The sequence below is a fragment of the Treponema denticola genome, from assembly GCF_024181405.1.
GTDB classification, from domain to species: domain Bacteria; phylum Spirochaetota; class Spirochaetia; order Treponematales; family Treponemataceae; genus Treponema_B; species Treponema_B denticola_D.
Window position 1 is genome coordinate 259,358 of record NZ_CP051302.1, and the last position, 14,301, is coordinate 273,658.

Genomic DNA, 14,301 nt, shown 5'->3' on the forward strand with positions numbered 1-14,301 from the left:
GCAGTCGTGCTTTTTGCAGAATATATTTTTATACTACTTTGCATATCCCAACCTTTAAATTTGCTTAAATCATTTGTTTTTAATACTTAACTAAAGAACGTATTTAAACATTGCACAATAGTCCGGGTTCTTAGGGCAGAGCCCTAAGCAGCGCGAGTACAACCAGCGTAGCTTCAAGGTAAAAAGGGATGGGGTTATAGGGGAAGGGAAAAACCCCTGCTCTGAACGGGGGTTTGTCCTTTCCCCTAAATTATTTATAAGAGTATGGATAGTAACATAATATCCGAAGGCCTAATCCCCCTAATCCTGCTTGCTTGCCCTATGGTTTCGGGGCGTACTTCTTTTAGGCGGGCGCGTGATTCGGTAGAAAGGCCCGAAACTGCATCATAGTCAAAGTCGGCCGGAATTTTAGTGTTTTCCATACGTTTCACCTTGGCTATCTTCCTGTTTTGAACGGCTATATAGTGTTCATACCTTATTTCAAGCTCGGCCGATTCTAAAAGTTCTGCGCTGTAATCCTTGGAATTTTCATCTATTGAGCATATACATTCAAGGGAAACTTGAGGGTCATGGAGGGCATCGGCAAGGCTCTTCCCGATATGGTTTTTAAGTTCGGGATTTTTTGCAATGAGATCCCTCGTAATCTTTATATCCTTCCATAGCGATATTATTTTTTCTCTGGTTAAAAGTTTTTCCTTTAGGCGGTTTGATGCCTCCTTGGTTTGAAGTCCTATTTGATAAGCCCTTTCCGTAAGCCTTTCATCGGCTGTGTCATGCCTCAGGTTCAGTCGGTACTCTGCACGGGCCGTAAACATTCGGTAAGGCTCATCCACTCCCTGAGTTACAAGGTCGTCGATCATAACGCCTATGTAGGCCTCATCCCTCTTTAGCACAAATGGAACATATTTTTCGTCCTTAAATTTTAGAGAGCGCGAAAAAAGGGCTGCGTTTATACCGGCGATTATGCCCTGACCTCCGGCTTCTTCATAACCCGAGGTTCCGTTTATCTGCCCTGCCAAAAAGAGGCCTTCAATCCTCCGTGTCTGAAGATCCGATGAAAGCTGGATCGGCGAAACATAGGCATAGTCTACGGCATAGGCGGGACGGGTAATTATTACATCCTTAAAGCAGGGAATGGTTCTTATCATTCTGTCCTGCACGTCTTCTGGAAGCGAGGAAGAAAGCCCGTTTATATAAAGCTCTTCCGTGTTTAAACCTTCCGGTTCTATGTAGACATGGTGGCGGTCCCGTTCGGGGAATTTTTTAATCTTATCTTCGATGGAGGGGCAGTAGCGGGCTCCCGTCCCTGTGATTTTGCCCGAAAAAAGGGCTGCCCTATGAAGGTTCTCCCTTATTATATTGTGGGTTTCCCGATTGGTATGAGTTATATAGCATTTTGCATAGGGCCTGTGTATTTCCGCATTTGAAAAAGAAAAGGGACGCATAATCTCATCGGCTTCCTGCTCTTCGGTAAGGGAAGAATCGAAGGAGCGGCGGAGGATACGCATGGGCGTTCCAGTTTTAAGCCTGCCCACGGTAAAGCCCTTCTTTGCAAGGGCGGGGCCGAGACCTATGGCTGCTCTTTCACCGAGCCTTCCGTCGGGAGATTCGTATTCGCCTATGTAAATCTTGCCTTCCATAAAGGTGCCGGTTGCAAGGACTACCGCCTTAGCCGAAAATTCCCTACCTCTTTCCGTCTTTACATACTGAACACTTCCCTTTTCTACATAGCCCGATTCATTTGTGTTTGAAGAAACTATATCGATAACAGTGTCCTGAAAAACATGGAGGTTCTTTTCAAGCTCTATTGCGTGCTTTGCCAGCTGAGAATAAAGGAATTTGTCGGCTTGAACCCTTGGCGCTTGAACTGCCGGCCCTCGGCTCTTGTTTAAAAGCCTGTACTGAATCATCGAGGCATCTGCGAGCTTCCCCATTTCGCCGCCGAGGGCATCTATCTCGCGGACTATGTTTCCCTTGGAGATGCCTCCTATCGAAGGGTTGCATGAAAGGCGGCCCGCGCTGTCGAGAGTCTGGGTAATCAAGAGGACAGCTTCCCCCATTCTGGCGGAAGCTAGGGCGGCTTCAATGCCTGCATGTCCTGCTCCTACGACTATTACATCATAATCGGAAAATCTATACATTTTCTTGTAAAACTCTTATTTGTAAAATTCTGCAAAGGCCTTTGTAATATATTCCTGATCTTCGGTGCCCCCCAATTCCCGCACCGAATGCATACCCAATATGGGGTTTCCTATATCGACACTCTTTATGTTGAGGTTAGAAACGGAAATCGGGCCTATCGTCGAGCCACCGGCCATATCGGAGCGGTTTACGAAGTTTTGACATGGAACCTTCGCCCTTGCACAGATATCCCTAAAGATTGCAGCCGATATACCGTCGGTAGTATAGCTCATGGAAGCTGCTACCTTAATTGCGGGTCCCTTGTTCATAAGCGGGAAGTTTGTAATATCATTTTTTTCTGTATAGTTGGGATGAAGGGCATGAGCCTGATCCGCAGAGATTAAAAAGGACTTTGCCAAGGCTTTTTGCAATTCTTCAAAAGCATTTCCCTTTGAGGCGCTTACAATTATTCTTTGCAAGGTATCGTGGAGGAAGGGGCTGCCCGCGCCTTGAGCTGTCCTTGAGCCGACTTCTTCATTGTCAAAAATAGCGGCAACCTGCACAAAATTTGAAGGGAGGGCATCGCCTAGGGCATCGATGGAGGCACAGGCCATTCCAAGGTTGTCTATTCTTCCTACGGAGAAAAACTCGTTGTTTGCTCCGATAAAGCAGCCGGGCTGTCTGTCATAGAGGTAGAGGTCAAAGTCCAAAATCTTATCAACCGTTACTCCGGCTTCTTCGGCTATAAGGTTCATCAAAAAGCCTTTTTCTTCAAGTTTTTCGTTTATTAAAGCGATTAGGGGGAGGGTGTCTTTTTGTTTGTTGAATTTATAGCCGTCATTTATTTCCCTATTCATGTGAATGGCAAGGCTCGGAATTGTCAAAAGGTTTTTATCGAAGTTGATAAGTTTTACTTCCGGTTTTAAAAGGTCATCGGTTTTTATGATAACCCTTCCTGCAGCCGAAAGGGGCCTATCAAACCATGTTGAAAGAATTACTCCTCCGTAGCCTTCGGTGTTTAGTTTTAGATAGTGATTGTTTACCTTAATTTCGGGATTAGGCTTTATTCGGAAAGTAGGAGAATCGCTGTGGCTTCCTACGATCCTAAAACCGTTTTCGGCATTGCCGGACTTGGGCATCTGCCATGCTATTAAAGCACTCCCGTTATTTGTTACAAAATATCTTCCTTGAGGTTTTAACTCAAAGCTGTCTTCTCTTTTTAAATGAACAAAGCCCTTTGCTTCTAAAAATTCGCCTGCATTTTTTATTGCATGGTAAACCGATGGGCTCTTGTCGATGAACTTCATCAATGCTTCCGCTTTTTTCATATTCTAAGCTCCTTATTCTGATGTATTGAAGATTATATCAGAATATGGAATTCAAGGCAATATCGTACTTAAATTTTAGCCTAATTCTTAGGAATATACGGATGTGTGATTAAGGTAATAGACTTTCCGTCCTCTAAAAAATACACTACAATATGGGGAATCAAGTGTCAAATGCCGAGGAAATTGTAATTTGTTCCTCGACATTTGAACTTTGATCTTTTAAATCAGTCCTTTGAAACCTTCAAATGCCATGGATAGAAGGGCTGCAGCAATAAAGAGAATGGGCGTTCCTTTTAAGAATTTCGGAACAGGGGCATTATCTATTCTTTGTCTTAAGCCTGCTAAGAGCAGGAGCGAAATCATAAAGCCGAAAGCTGAACCTGCAGCATGAACAAGGGCTTGTACAAAGGTATAGCCTTCATCAATGGCATCGATTGTAACTGCAAGGATTGCACAGTTTGTCGTAATCAGGGCCAAATAAACCCCCATCGAGCTGTAAAGGGCAGGAGCCGCTTTTTTTAGATAGAATTCTACCAACTGAACCAAGCTTGCAATTACCAAGATAAAGATAAGGGTCTGAAGGAATTCGAGATTTCCTATCAATACGTAATTGTATATGGGATAGGTTACGGCTGTGGCCAAAAGAGTAACGAAGAGTACGGCCCAGCCCATGCCTACCGATTTTTTTACGTCGGAGGACATTCCTATAAAGGGGCAAAGGGCTAAAAAGCGCATTAAAACTACGTTTTTTACAAGGATTGCAGAAAGAAAAATACTAAGTGTTTCGGGCATTTTTTACTCCTCCTCTTTTTTAGCTTCCGGCTCGGTTTGCGGAGCAGGCGAACTTTGAATTTTTTTCTTAGGTCTTTCTAAAAGCTTTTTTGCAAAGAGGTTTATCGAAATCATAATACCGAATACAAAAAAGCCGCCGGGTGCATTTGCAAAAAAGCGTATATGATAGGCTTCGGGTATAAAGACGTTTCCTGCCAAGGCTCCCGAACCTAATATTTCTCTTATAGCCGAAATAAGCACAAGAACTATCGTATAACCGACTCCCATTCCCAGAGCGTCTAAAACGGATTTTCCGGGGCTTTCTTTTGAAGCAAAGGATTCGACTCTTCCCATAATAATACAGTTTACAACGATCAGCTTAATAAAAAGCCCCATTGCATCCGATAGGGCAGGGGTATAGGCCTGCATCAATAGGTCTACAATAGTCGTAAAGGAGGCTATTACTATGATAAAAACCGGAATTCTTATGTCCTGAGGGATTAGTTTTCTAAAAATACTTATTATCAACTCGCTCATAACGATAACAAAGGTCATCGCAAGTCCCATTCCAAGGCCGTTTAGGACATTTGTTGTAACTGCCAGAGAAGAACAGAGGCCTATCATTAAAACCAAAAGGGGATTGCTTCGGATAATTCCGTTTGTGAAAATATTTAAGTTTTTCATTTATTTTCCCTCCTCCAAGTTATTTTTGGCCATATATTCTATTGCCGTAACGGAGGCATCTTTTAAAATTGCAGCAACACCTTTTGATGTTATTGTAGCTCCTCCGATTGCATTTATATCGGCCTTTACCTCAAAGGCTGAATCAAGTGCCTTTCCGTTAAATTGTCCCGCAAATGGTTCTTCTGCAGCCTTGCTTCCTAAGCTGGGTGTATCGGTAAGCTCTAAGAATTCTATCTTGCGTATTGTCTTGTTTAGGTCTATGGCTATCAATATGGTTGCACTTGCATAGGTGGGCCCCTTAGCTGTTATGGTAAGGCCTACTATTTTTCCGCTTTTTACTGCCGTATAAGCATTTAAAAACTTGGTTTTATTTAAGCCTTCGGGAATTTCCGCACTTATTTCTTTAAAGTCTTCAGCTTCAGGAAAAACGGCCTTTAATGCCCTGTTTGTTTTTTCCGCCTTTACTTCAGCAATCCGCGGGGCTGTAAAGCTGTAAACTGCCGCAAGGGCTAAACACGCTATGACCGCATAGGCTGAAAGGGTAAGGGCTAACTTTATCATCTGTTTCATTTTGCAGCCTCCTTGTTCTTTTTGGGCGGTTTTACATAGCCGTATTTTACGGGTATAATTTTGTTTAAAAACGGCACTACGGCATTCATTATAAGAATACTGTACATAACACCTTCGGGCATACCTGAAAATAAGCGGATAAGGCCGGTTATAAGGCCGCAGCCTGCACCGAAAAGAAGTTTACCTTTTGGAGTTACGGGGCTTGTTACATAATCGGTTGCCATAAAGACGGCTCCGAAGGCTAAACCTCCCGAAGTCAAGGTTAAAATAGGATTTATACCTCCGATTGCGGTAATTGCAACGGCTGTTGCCATCATAGTAATGGGCGTTCTCCAGTCGATAACTTTTTTAAAGAGAAGATACGCAAAACCTAAAAGAATCAGGAGTATGCTTGTTTCGCCTATACAGCCTGCATGGTTTCCTAAAATAAGCTGAGTATAAAGGTCAGTGCTTGAACTCAAGTTTAAACTCTTTGCTATTTCCGAAGCACTCATTGCGATTCCTTCTTTTGCGTTTATGAGCTTTAGAGGTGTTGCCGTGCTCACCGCATCAAAGATTGAGTTTCCGGGCTGTATCCAGCTGGTCATTGCTCCCGAAAAGCTTACAAACATAAAGGCTCTTCCTACCAAGGCAGGGTTAAATACGTTTGCTCCAAGCCCTCCGAAAAATTCCTTGCCTACAACTATTGCAAAAAAACAGCCTAAAATAAGCATCCATATCGGAAGATTCGGCGGACATACAAGGGCAAGCAGAAGGCCTGTAATAACGGCTGAAAGGTCTTTTACTCTTACATCCAGCTTGCATATTTTTCTAAATAAGCTTTCAAAACCTACACAGCAAAGAACCGAAACTACGATTCTAATCAAGGCAGGGATTGAAAAAAGATAGATTCCATAGGCTGTTAAAGGCAGCAGGGCTATAATTACATCCAGCATTAAGGTTTGAGTCTTGACCGGTGTTACAACATGGGGAGCCGGAGACATAAAAATTTCGTTTTTATCGGATTCTGCCATTATTTGCCTCCTTCTTCGGTTTTTTTAGCCTCAGGCTCTTGTTTTTGAGCTTCAGCTGCTTTTTTTTCTGCTGCTGCGGCCTTCGCTGCAGCTTTGGCATCTCTTTTTTGCTTTTCTTCCCTTGCTATCTGCTTACCAATCTTAACTCTTTGAACGAGTTTAATGCGGGCAGGGCAGGTATAAGCGCAGGTTCCGCATTCTACACAGTCTAAAAGACCGCAGCGGATAGCTTCTTCGGTATTTCCGGCATTTAATGCTCTAACGATTAAAACGGGAGAAAGGTGACAGCTGCATACGTCAATACACTTACCGCAACCTATACATGGGCTTTCTTCTTCTAAGGAAATTTCTTCCTTTGTCAAAAAAAGTACACCTGAGGTATTTTTTTGAATAGGGAAGTCTGCATTTTTCATGGCAAAGCCCATCATCGGGCCGCCTGAGATTATTTTTACGACTCCCGGTTTAAGGGAAACTACGCTTGGAATAAGGTCCCCGACGCAGGTTCCTATAGGGGCTATTACGTTTAAGGGCTTTTCACAGGCCCCGCCACCTATGGTTAAGGCTCTGTCGATAAGGGGTTTACCCAAACGGAAGGCTTCGGAGATCGCTTTTAAGGTTCCTACGTTTTGGATAACGCAGCCTATCTGGAAGGGAAGGCCTCCTGAAGGGATTTCCCTGTTTACGACTGCATCCGTAAGAGTTTTTTCTCCGCCCTGCGGATATTTTGTTTTACAAAGCTGAACGCTTATATCGTAGGCACCTGCGGCAATCGGATTTGCTTTGATTTTTGAAATAGCCTTTTCCAAAACCGGAACCAAATCTTTTTTATTGTCTTCAAGGGCTATGATTCCTTGTTTTGCGCCTACTATCCTCATAGTGATGGCGAGTCCGTCAACAATGCTATCCGAATCGCTGAATATGGTTGCGGCATCCGTGCAAAGATAGGGTTCACATTCCGCTCCGTTTGCAATTACATACTCGATTTTTGCATCGGGAGGAGGGCTTAATTTTACATGAGTAGGAAATGATGCTCCTCCCATGCCCGTAATGCCTGCATCCCGTACTCTTTTAAGAGCTTCTTCCTTTGTGCATGTAAAAGGATCAATGGGAGGCATAAATTCTTCCCTATTTTCTTCATCGATTTCGATTAAAAAACAAAGATTTTCCGTATTTCCGGTTACAAGATGAGGTTCAATCTTTTTTACCTTTCCTGAAACGGAGGAATGGACTGGAGCCGACATAAATTTATCGGTTTCGGCTATCTTTTGCCCTCTGGCAACTAAATCCCCTACGCTTACAAGAGGTGTATTAGGCATGCCTCCCTGCGTAATAGGAATCCAAACTGATTTATTTGACGGTAATACCCTAATGACGCTGTCGCTAGGTGAGACCGCCTTTCGCTCGGGCGGATGCACTCCGCCTTTAAATGATTTTATACCCATACCTGTATTTTATACATAAGTAATGAAACTTTCAAGAGGATAAAATCATTTTAGGGCAATACATTTTGCACCTTATATAAAATTAATTTTTATCTTCTTCTTCTCTTACAAGCTTAAAAGGATATTCGGCAACTCCGTCAATAGAGCTGTAAATTTCCGTGTAGCCCAGATTCGACAGTTCATAGGCTGCTCTTGAAGATGCCGTACCTACATTACAATATAAAAGCAATTTTTTATTTTTGTCCGGTATTTTATTAAGATTATTTTCTATTTCAAATATGGGGAACGATATGGCTCCTTCTATGTGTCCTATGTCATAAAACGATTTGGTTCTGCAGTCAAGGATTAAAGCATCGGGGTCTTTTAGCATCTCTTCAAAAACTATTCCCCTTACAGAGTTATAAGTGACGGTTTTATAATTATATTGATTAACTCCTTCTGCGTTATAAATTTGAGAAAATCTGTTTCCTACCAATATCTCTGCTGCTTTAAAACTTTCATCGTTAGTTTCGGCATATACATATACCGGTTTGTCTTTCCAATCGGTTATTTCTCTTAGGCGTTTTTTTATTTGGTTTGTAGGTATATTTATAGCGTGTAAAAGATGACCTTGCTTATATTTATCATAGGGCCTGACATCAATTACCAATATAGAATCTTTATTTGAATCGGAATTTAAATATTCAAGTCTTGAGCCTTTAACATCTTCAACTTCTACTTCTATACCGCACGAAATTAACGATATATTCACAATTAAAACTATAAAAAGCAAAAACCTTATTTTCATAATTTAATCTCCAAAAAACTTAAATACTCTGAATTTATTATAATGATTTTTACTCCCACTGTCAAAAGGATGATGCTTATTCTCTTTCAAAGACAATGGGTTCATCTCCTGTAGGTATTGCATCGTTTATACTCAACTTAATTTTTGTTAGAACCATCCGCTGTATATTTTTCTTTTCGCTTATTTCAAGCAGATAAAATTTAGTTGTATCTTTTTCGGATTTCATCTGCATTACGATTTTTTCGTTTATTTCCAATATGTTAAAATAACCTTTTTCAATATCTTCAGATTGTTGAAGAGTATAAGAATTTCCTGAAAGATTTAAAAAAACGTTATTTGCCGATTTCCACTGATTTGACGATTTTGATAAAATTCTTTTTGCTTTTTCCGCATTATTTTCTTTTTCGTTTGTGTTATTTAAAAGTAAATTTGTGTTTTTTTTATACTTTCCGTTCCAAAGAGAGGCAGTTCCGAATTTAATTCTTAAAACGTCTTCTATTACACGTATCTGTATTTCATCAAGTCCCTTAATTTCAATTTCGACTCTTCTTATTATATTCGGAATCGACTTATTGTTTGTTGTAAAAAATAAACCGTACCTTCGAGGAAAGGTTGTTTTTATTTCATAGATTTCTTCAACATTGTCTAAATTAAAAATAATATGACTGTCGTTTTTATCAAAATAAACACTTCTGCCTGTTTCTTTATTCCCTTCTTCTTGAAACCATAGTCCGGACAAAAAGTCTATAAAGGATTCCATATTTCCGCTTTGAAGTTTTCTTAAAAGCTGAACTTCTATTTTTTCACCCGGAATTGTCTTTTTTAAACCTCCTTCATATTTTTTTGTTTTTGAATTCCATGTATATTCGGTTTCAATTTGGTTTAGAGTATTGGGAGCCGATGGATCGGAGTCGTAAGTGTATATACGATATGAAGATAGACTAACAGGGGTTTCGTCTTGAGTTTCAATTTCTTTGATTTGAATCTGCATATCCGCATGTAAGTCGGCTATTTGGGCAAGCTCAACATTTCCGCCTTTGTCCTTTTTGATAGTATGTATGGATAAGACCTGCCTGTTATCCGATGTCATTCCGGAATAAATAAGGGATTTGGGGTCTTGCGTTAAATTCATAATGTAGAACGTAAGAGACTTAGGTTGTGTGATCGTTGTTCTTATTTCTTCAACCCTCTCCCATTTTTGAGTTATCGGGTTTTGAATTGAAATAATCAGGTATAAAAAAGGATCCAATAGTTTTTTTACGGCAATAATTTGGTCTTCTACACCGTCTTCATTTAAATCATCCGAAATAGCATCAACAAAGGTTTCATCATTGGATAACTCCAAGAATATTCTTGTTTCAGTATTCGCGGAATAATTTTCGTTTTTTTTATTTTCATTATCGATTTGTGAAGAAACTATGGGAATTATTGTTTGTGTAACAATTTTTTCTTCACCTTTTGTATTTGACCGTATAAACTTTAAATAAATTAAAAAGCTTAACAAAACCAAAACAATAAGAACCGAAATAACATACATTATCTGTTTGAACATACTTTGTTTAAATCCTTATTCGTAATTATGGTTACGTATGATTACGGATTATCTTTTTTGATTAAGGCTGTATTTTCGTCGGATTGAACCCTTTCTTTATCGTTATTTTTTATTATATCGGAAAAAAGAGCCTTGCTTGTTTTTACAACCCTCTCATCAAGTCCCATATCAACAGTAATTTCATACCAATTATCGTGTTTTATAATTCTTGACTCAACTAAATAAGGACTTGAAAACTTTTTTTGTTTACCGCTGTATTTTGAGGTTATAGGAGCATCTTGTTCCAGATCAGTCAACATAAAAAGAACCTTATACCTTCCGTTTTCGCCTCTTTGGTTTATGGCTTCCTGTATTTTATCCAGAGCTCTTCCTACATCGGTAAATCTTCCGTTCGGGCTTATTTTATTTACCGTTTTGATTATCTTGTCGGTGTCTTCTTTGCTTTTTATTTCAATTGAAACCAAATGTTCGGGACTTTCATAAAACTGATAAATGCTTATCCAATCGCCGGTGATGATAATTTGGTCTATCAATTCATCAAGAACCCATCGCTTTAGGCTGTCGAATTTGCCCGGATCCTGCATAGATAATGACTTGTCAATCATAATAATCATATCAACAGGCATTGTCCTCTCACCTGCATTTAAATTAAATAAAACTCCCGCTAACAGTAAAAATATAAAAATAAGTTTTTTAATTTTCATAAATACTCCTTTTTTATGCTTTATACACACTATTATATAACATATTTGAAAAAAAATCATCAACTTTAAATAAAAACTCTTTACATTATGCAAAATATGTTTATAATTATATAATAGTGATATATATTGTAATTAAACAAAATTGCTAAAAGTAAGGAGAGTTAGGAATGGCAAATTTAGATCTACCACAGAGCCCGAATGTATTCCATCCCGAGAAGCCCAGTGCTGTCGGTTCTAGGAACTCGTTAGCTCAAGACTATCGAGATCAGCAGAAAGAAGTTAATCAGCTGATTGAAGAAGAAACAAATAAAGTGTTACACCACTTGACCACAAAGCTTCCCAAAGAAGTTCTTGAAAGATTAGACGTAATGGGCGGCGTTAAGGAAAAGTTGTATAACTACTTTAACCAGAACTACCAGAACATGTTCAACCGATACATGGTAACGGCTGAAGATGAAATGCTCAAAAAGGTACGAGGATTTATCGATCGGGAAGAAATGAAGGTTTTAGACCGCTATACTCCGAAAGAAATCGCAAACCTTCTTGATGCAGTCGGCGGTGCTGACAAGTTTAACACAGGCGAAATCGAAAAATCGATTGTAAACATGTACGGACACTTACAGGGCCACGTACAACGCGGTGTTAATGATTTGGAAACCTTAACAAACTCATTGTTAAGGCAGAAGACGGACGTAGGAGCCTTCGTTCGAGGTGAAAACGCATACTCAATCGTAAAGTGTGCATTTAAAGACAACCTTTACAAACCAAAGACTGTAACCGATGTTAAGCTTTCCGTAAACATTCTTGATACGGAACTTATCAGCCCGATCTTCCAGTATCAATCAACAGTCGAATATCTTATCAAAGACCTCTTGTCAAATCACTATATGGATGTAATTGACAAGGAAATTGAGAAGATAAAGGACAAGAGAATTGATCAGGGATTGGATGAATTGTCTGACGGTGAAATCGTTTTTGCAAAAATCGATAAGGTAAAAGATATCACTGATGATGATGTTGAGAATCCCAAGAGCAAGAGATATGATGTAGTATCCAAGCAGCTCATGGAAAGAATCAACAACTTAAGAGCTGAAATCGATCCTGAAACATTTGATCAGCTCAACATCAGAGAAAACATCAAAAAGATCATCGACCTTGAAAACATCAGAAACCGCGGATTTAACACGGCTATCAACTCGATTACTTCAATCCTTGACACTTCAAAGATGGGATATCAGTATATCGAAAACTTAAAGAATGCCCGCGAGCTTATCTTGCGCGAATATGATGATACGGATATCGCTAACCTTCCTGATGAAAGGTATCAAATCCGCCTCAAGTACTACGACAATGCTCAATTAATTTCGGAAAGACAGGCTTATGAAGTAATGATGAGCTCTTTTGAAACTGAAATTCAGCACTTGTGGGATGTAGTACGCGCTACATACGACAAATCCAAGTTTATGACCAAAATCACAGACTTTAACGATTTGGCTGCAAATTACAAGAAATTCATCAAACGAAAGTACAAGGATCAGTCCGGTGAACCCGTATACGAAGATACCGCTAAGGTTTGGGATGAAATCTCCTTTGTTAAAGCTCCGGAAACTGAAGTTGAAAAGATGAACAGAACCTATGTCTACGAAAAAGATAAGCTCCGCAAGAAGCTCATCATTATGCGCCGCAGGATGAAGGATCTCTATGATTATCAATATCCTATCGAAAGACGCGTTATCGAAGACAGACTTTCGTTCTTAGAAGCAGAATTCAACAAATTCGATTATTTAATCAATCCTTTCCATATCCAGCCCGGTCTCTTGCTTGATATCGATATTACATCTATCAAGAGAAAGAAGGCTACATTGGACGGAATGGCCAACGTGCTCAACGAATTCTTGCACGGTGTATCAAAAGGCTTTGCTGACGCAGCATTTGCTTCGTTCAGCCGCCGACGATCCACAGTCCGCGCCGATATCGCACAGAGTTTCGCAACTGTTGATGATGATCCCAAAGCCAGTGGAGCTGCAGGCCGCTCTCAGTTTATCGATATGCTGAACAGCACTCCTGCCATTGAGGCTCCTGCAGCCGAGTCTGTAAGCGCTCCGGCTAAACGCAGAGGACCCAAAAAGAGTGCCGCTAAGGCAAAAAAGACAGGCTCTGTTGATGCAGGACGAGGCCGACGAAAGGCTAAGTCAGGAATTAAAGAAATTTAATTAGGATTTTAGAGCTTAACTGATTCAAAATTAAGCCCCTGGAACAACCCCGTTTCGGGGGCTTTTGCTTAAAAAAGGAGTAATTATGGTTAATATGACTAATTTTTTTGTTCCGCTTGCTAAAAAGACTGATTTTAATGTTTCCGTTAAACATATTCAGTCTGTTATAGAAATTTTGGAGGATTGTGATCCCAAAGAAAATATTGCGGACAAGATAAATCTTATGATAAGAGAACAGACAATAAAGCCGGAGCAGGTTAGATCCATTCTTTCGGTTTCCCTGCTTGATAAATGGAATTATAGAGTTGTATCTGAAAATTTGAAATTTATTTTGGATGACGCCTCCTCTTTTGTCGCTGAGGTTGCCAAATGGACCGGTATTGATTTGGTTTTCGGCTATGATCATCCGGATTTGGGTTTTATCGTTATAAACCCGAAAAATCCTGCTGCTGCCCAAGTTATTCAGGGATTTAGAAAAAATGAGCTTCTCCTAATATTTGTCGGAAAACAAGACAGGGGATCTGTTGATGCCGGTCTTGCCGATTCCGTTATTTCTGCTATTCATAAACTATTTGAAAAGAAGGCTTGCTCGGTTCCTGCATCCGTAAAAGCAGGGCCTTTTATATATGTTGAACCCAAAAAAGCTGCTCCTGTAAAAGTTAAAAAGACTGTTACCAAAAAAACTGTTAAAAAAATTAAGGCTGCTGCAGCTCCTGTTAAGGTTCAGGCAAGTTCCGTTCCCTCACATTTGGAGCGCCCATCTGCCGTGTCCACAGGACCTAAAAAGATGTCGCAGCTTGTTTCTGTTCCTGTTTCGAACGAATTATTCCATAACGGAAATGTTGAAGCATGGAAGAGAATTATACGAAGTTATACTGCAAAATACCAAGATGCCGAAGTTATGGTATACTATGACGGAGAGCGTATTGTAGATATAAATACCTTATTTAAGTGGGGAAAGGTTAAACACGGAAGTACAATCCAATTTGCCGTTTCTGCAGCAGAAATTAATGACCTTTCAAAGTTGTCAAAATATTTTAGGCAGGGAGCCAGTCCCATGTTTGAAGCATTTTTGCGCGGATCTCCGGATACCGTATTAAATCTATTTTAAGGAGT

Annotated in this window: 12 protein-coding genes; 2 read left to right on the forward strand and 10 right to left on the reverse strand. The window is 40.1% G+C overall.

What is annotated here, in order from left to right; all coding sequences use genetic code 11:
- Positions 1–254: 254 nt before the first annotated feature.
- The 10 genes from mnmG to HGJ18_RS01310 all read right to left on the reverse strand — a co-directional run bounded on the left by mnmG (position 255) and on the right by HGJ18_RS01310 (position 10,972).
- Positions 255–2,141: a tRNA uridine-5-carboxymethylaminomethyl(34) synthesis enzyme MnmG gene (mnmG, locus tag HGJ18_RS01265; RefSeq protein ID WP_253697303.1), complete on the reverse strand. Its 1,887-nt coding sequence runs from the start codon at positions 2,139–2,141 to the stop codon at positions 255–257.
- Between the two features lie 15 nt (positions 2,142–2,156).
- Positions 2,157–3,449, reverse strand: a complete 1,293-nt coding sequence (locus HGJ18_RS01270; RefSeq protein ID WP_253697304.1) for a M18 family aminopeptidase — start codon at positions 3,447–3,449, stop codon at positions 2,157–2,159.
- A gap of 219 nt (positions 3,450–3,668) precedes the next feature.
- On the reverse strand, positions 3,669–4,241 hold the full coding sequence (locus tag HGJ18_RS01275; protein ID WP_002670118.1) for an electron transport complex protein RnfA: 573 nt from the start codon (positions 4,239–4,241) through the stop codon (positions 3,669–3,671).
- Between the two features lie 3 nt (positions 4,242–4,244).
- Positions 4,245–4,904: an electron transport complex subunit RsxE gene (gene rsxE, locus HGJ18_RS01280; protein WP_253697305.1), complete on the reverse strand. Its 660-nt coding sequence runs from the start codon at positions 4,902–4,904 to the stop codon at positions 4,245–4,247.
- Positions 4,905–5,474: an RnfABCDGE type electron transport complex subunit G gene (locus tag HGJ18_RS01285; protein ID WP_253697306.1), complete on the reverse strand. Its 570-nt coding sequence runs from the start codon at positions 5,472–5,474 to the stop codon at positions 4,905–4,907.
- A complete protein-coding gene (locus HGJ18_RS01290; protein WP_253697307.1) occupies positions 5,471–6,487 on the reverse strand; it encodes an RnfABCDGE type electron transport complex subunit D in 1,017 nt (338 codons plus the stop codon). The genes HGJ18_RS01285 and HGJ18_RS01290 overlap by 4 nt, the downstream gene beginning before the upstream one ends.
- Positions 6,487–7,929 carry an electron transport complex subunit RsxC gene (rsxC, locus tag HGJ18_RS01295; RefSeq protein WP_253697308.1) on the reverse strand — a complete coding sequence of 481 codons (1,443 nt, stop codon included), beginning with the start codon at positions 7,927–7,929 and terminating at the stop codon, positions 6,487–6,489. The genes HGJ18_RS01290 and rsxC overlap by 1 nt, the downstream gene beginning before the upstream one ends.
- Before the next feature lie 82 nt (positions 7,930–8,011).
- Complete coding sequence (locus HGJ18_RS01300) at positions 8,012–8,716, reverse strand: rhodanese-like domain-containing protein (protein ID WP_253697309.1); 705 nt, start codon at positions 8,714–8,716, stop codon at positions 8,012–8,014.
- A 76-nt stretch (positions 8,717–8,792) separates the two neighbouring features.
- Positions 8,793–10,268 (reverse strand): pallilysin-related adhesin, encoded by a 1,476-nt coding sequence (locus HGJ18_RS01305; RefSeq protein WP_253697311.1) that lies wholly within the window; start codon positions 10,266–10,268, stop codon positions 8,793–8,795.
- Between the two features lie 41 nt (positions 10,269–10,309).
- A complete protein-coding gene (locus HGJ18_RS01310) occupies positions 10,310–10,972 on the reverse strand; it encodes a vWA domain-containing protein (protein WP_253697312.1) in 663 nt (220 codons plus the stop codon).
- A gap of 167 nt (positions 10,973–11,139) precedes the next feature.
- Here HGJ18_RS01310 and cfpA point away from each other — a divergent pair, with 167 nt between their 5' ends.
- Positions 11,140–13,185 (forward strand): cytoplasmic filament protein CfpA, encoded by a 2,046-nt coding sequence (gene cfpA, locus HGJ18_RS01315; protein WP_253697313.1) that lies wholly within the window; start codon positions 11,140–11,142, stop codon positions 13,183–13,185.
- A gap of 85 nt (positions 13,186–13,270) precedes the next feature.
- A complete protein-coding gene (locus tag HGJ18_RS01320; protein WP_253697315.1) occupies positions 13,271–14,296 on the forward strand; it encodes a hypothetical protein in 1,026 nt (341 codons plus the stop codon).
- The last annotated feature ends 5 nt before the right edge of the window (positions 14,297–14,301 follow it).

Coding starts and splice junctions, on each gene's coding strand:
- cfpA (WP_253697313.1), top strand. CDS start 11,140: ATGGCAAATTTAGATCTACCACAGAGCCCGAATGTATTCCATCCCGAG.
- HGJ18_RS01285 (WP_253697306.1), bottom strand. CDS start 5,474: ATGAAACAGATGATAAAGTTAGCCCTTACCCTTTCAGCCTATGCGGTC.
- HGJ18_RS01320 (WP_253697315.1), top strand. CDS start 13,271: ATGGTTAATATGACTAATTTTTTTGTTCCGCTTGCTAAAAAGACTGAT.
- HGJ18_RS01275 (WP_002670118.1), bottom strand. CDS start 4,241: ATGCCCGAAACACTTAGTATTTTTCTTTCTGCAATCCTTGTAAAAAAC.
- HGJ18_RS01310 (WP_253697312.1), bottom strand. CDS start 10,972: ATGAAAATTAAAAAACTTATTTTTATATTTTTACTGTTAGCGGGAGTT.
- rsxE (WP_253697305.1), bottom strand. CDS start 4,904: ATGAAAAACTTAAATATTTTCACAAACGGAATTATCCGAAGCAATCCC.
- HGJ18_RS01270 (WP_253697304.1), bottom strand. CDS start 3,449: ATGAAAAAAGCGGAAGCATTGATGAAGTTCATCGACAAGAGCCCATCG.
- HGJ18_RS01290 (WP_253697307.1), bottom strand. CDS start 6,487: ATGGCAGAATCCGATAAAAACGAAATTTTTATGTCTCCGGCTCCCCAT.
- HGJ18_RS01305 (WP_253697311.1), bottom strand. CDS start 10,268: ATGTTCAAACAGATAATGTATGTTATTTCGGTTCTTATTGTTTTGGTT.
- rsxC (WP_253697308.1), bottom strand. CDS start 7,929: ATGGGTATAAAATCATTTAAAGGCGGAGTGCATCCGCCCGAGCGAAAG.
- mnmG (WP_253697303.1), bottom strand. CDS start 2,141: ATGTATAGATTTTCCGATTATGATGTAATAGTCGTAGGAGCAGGACAT.
- HGJ18_RS01300 (WP_253697309.1), bottom strand. CDS start 8,716: ATGAAAATAAGGTTTTTGCTTTTTATAGTTTTAATTGTGAATATATCG.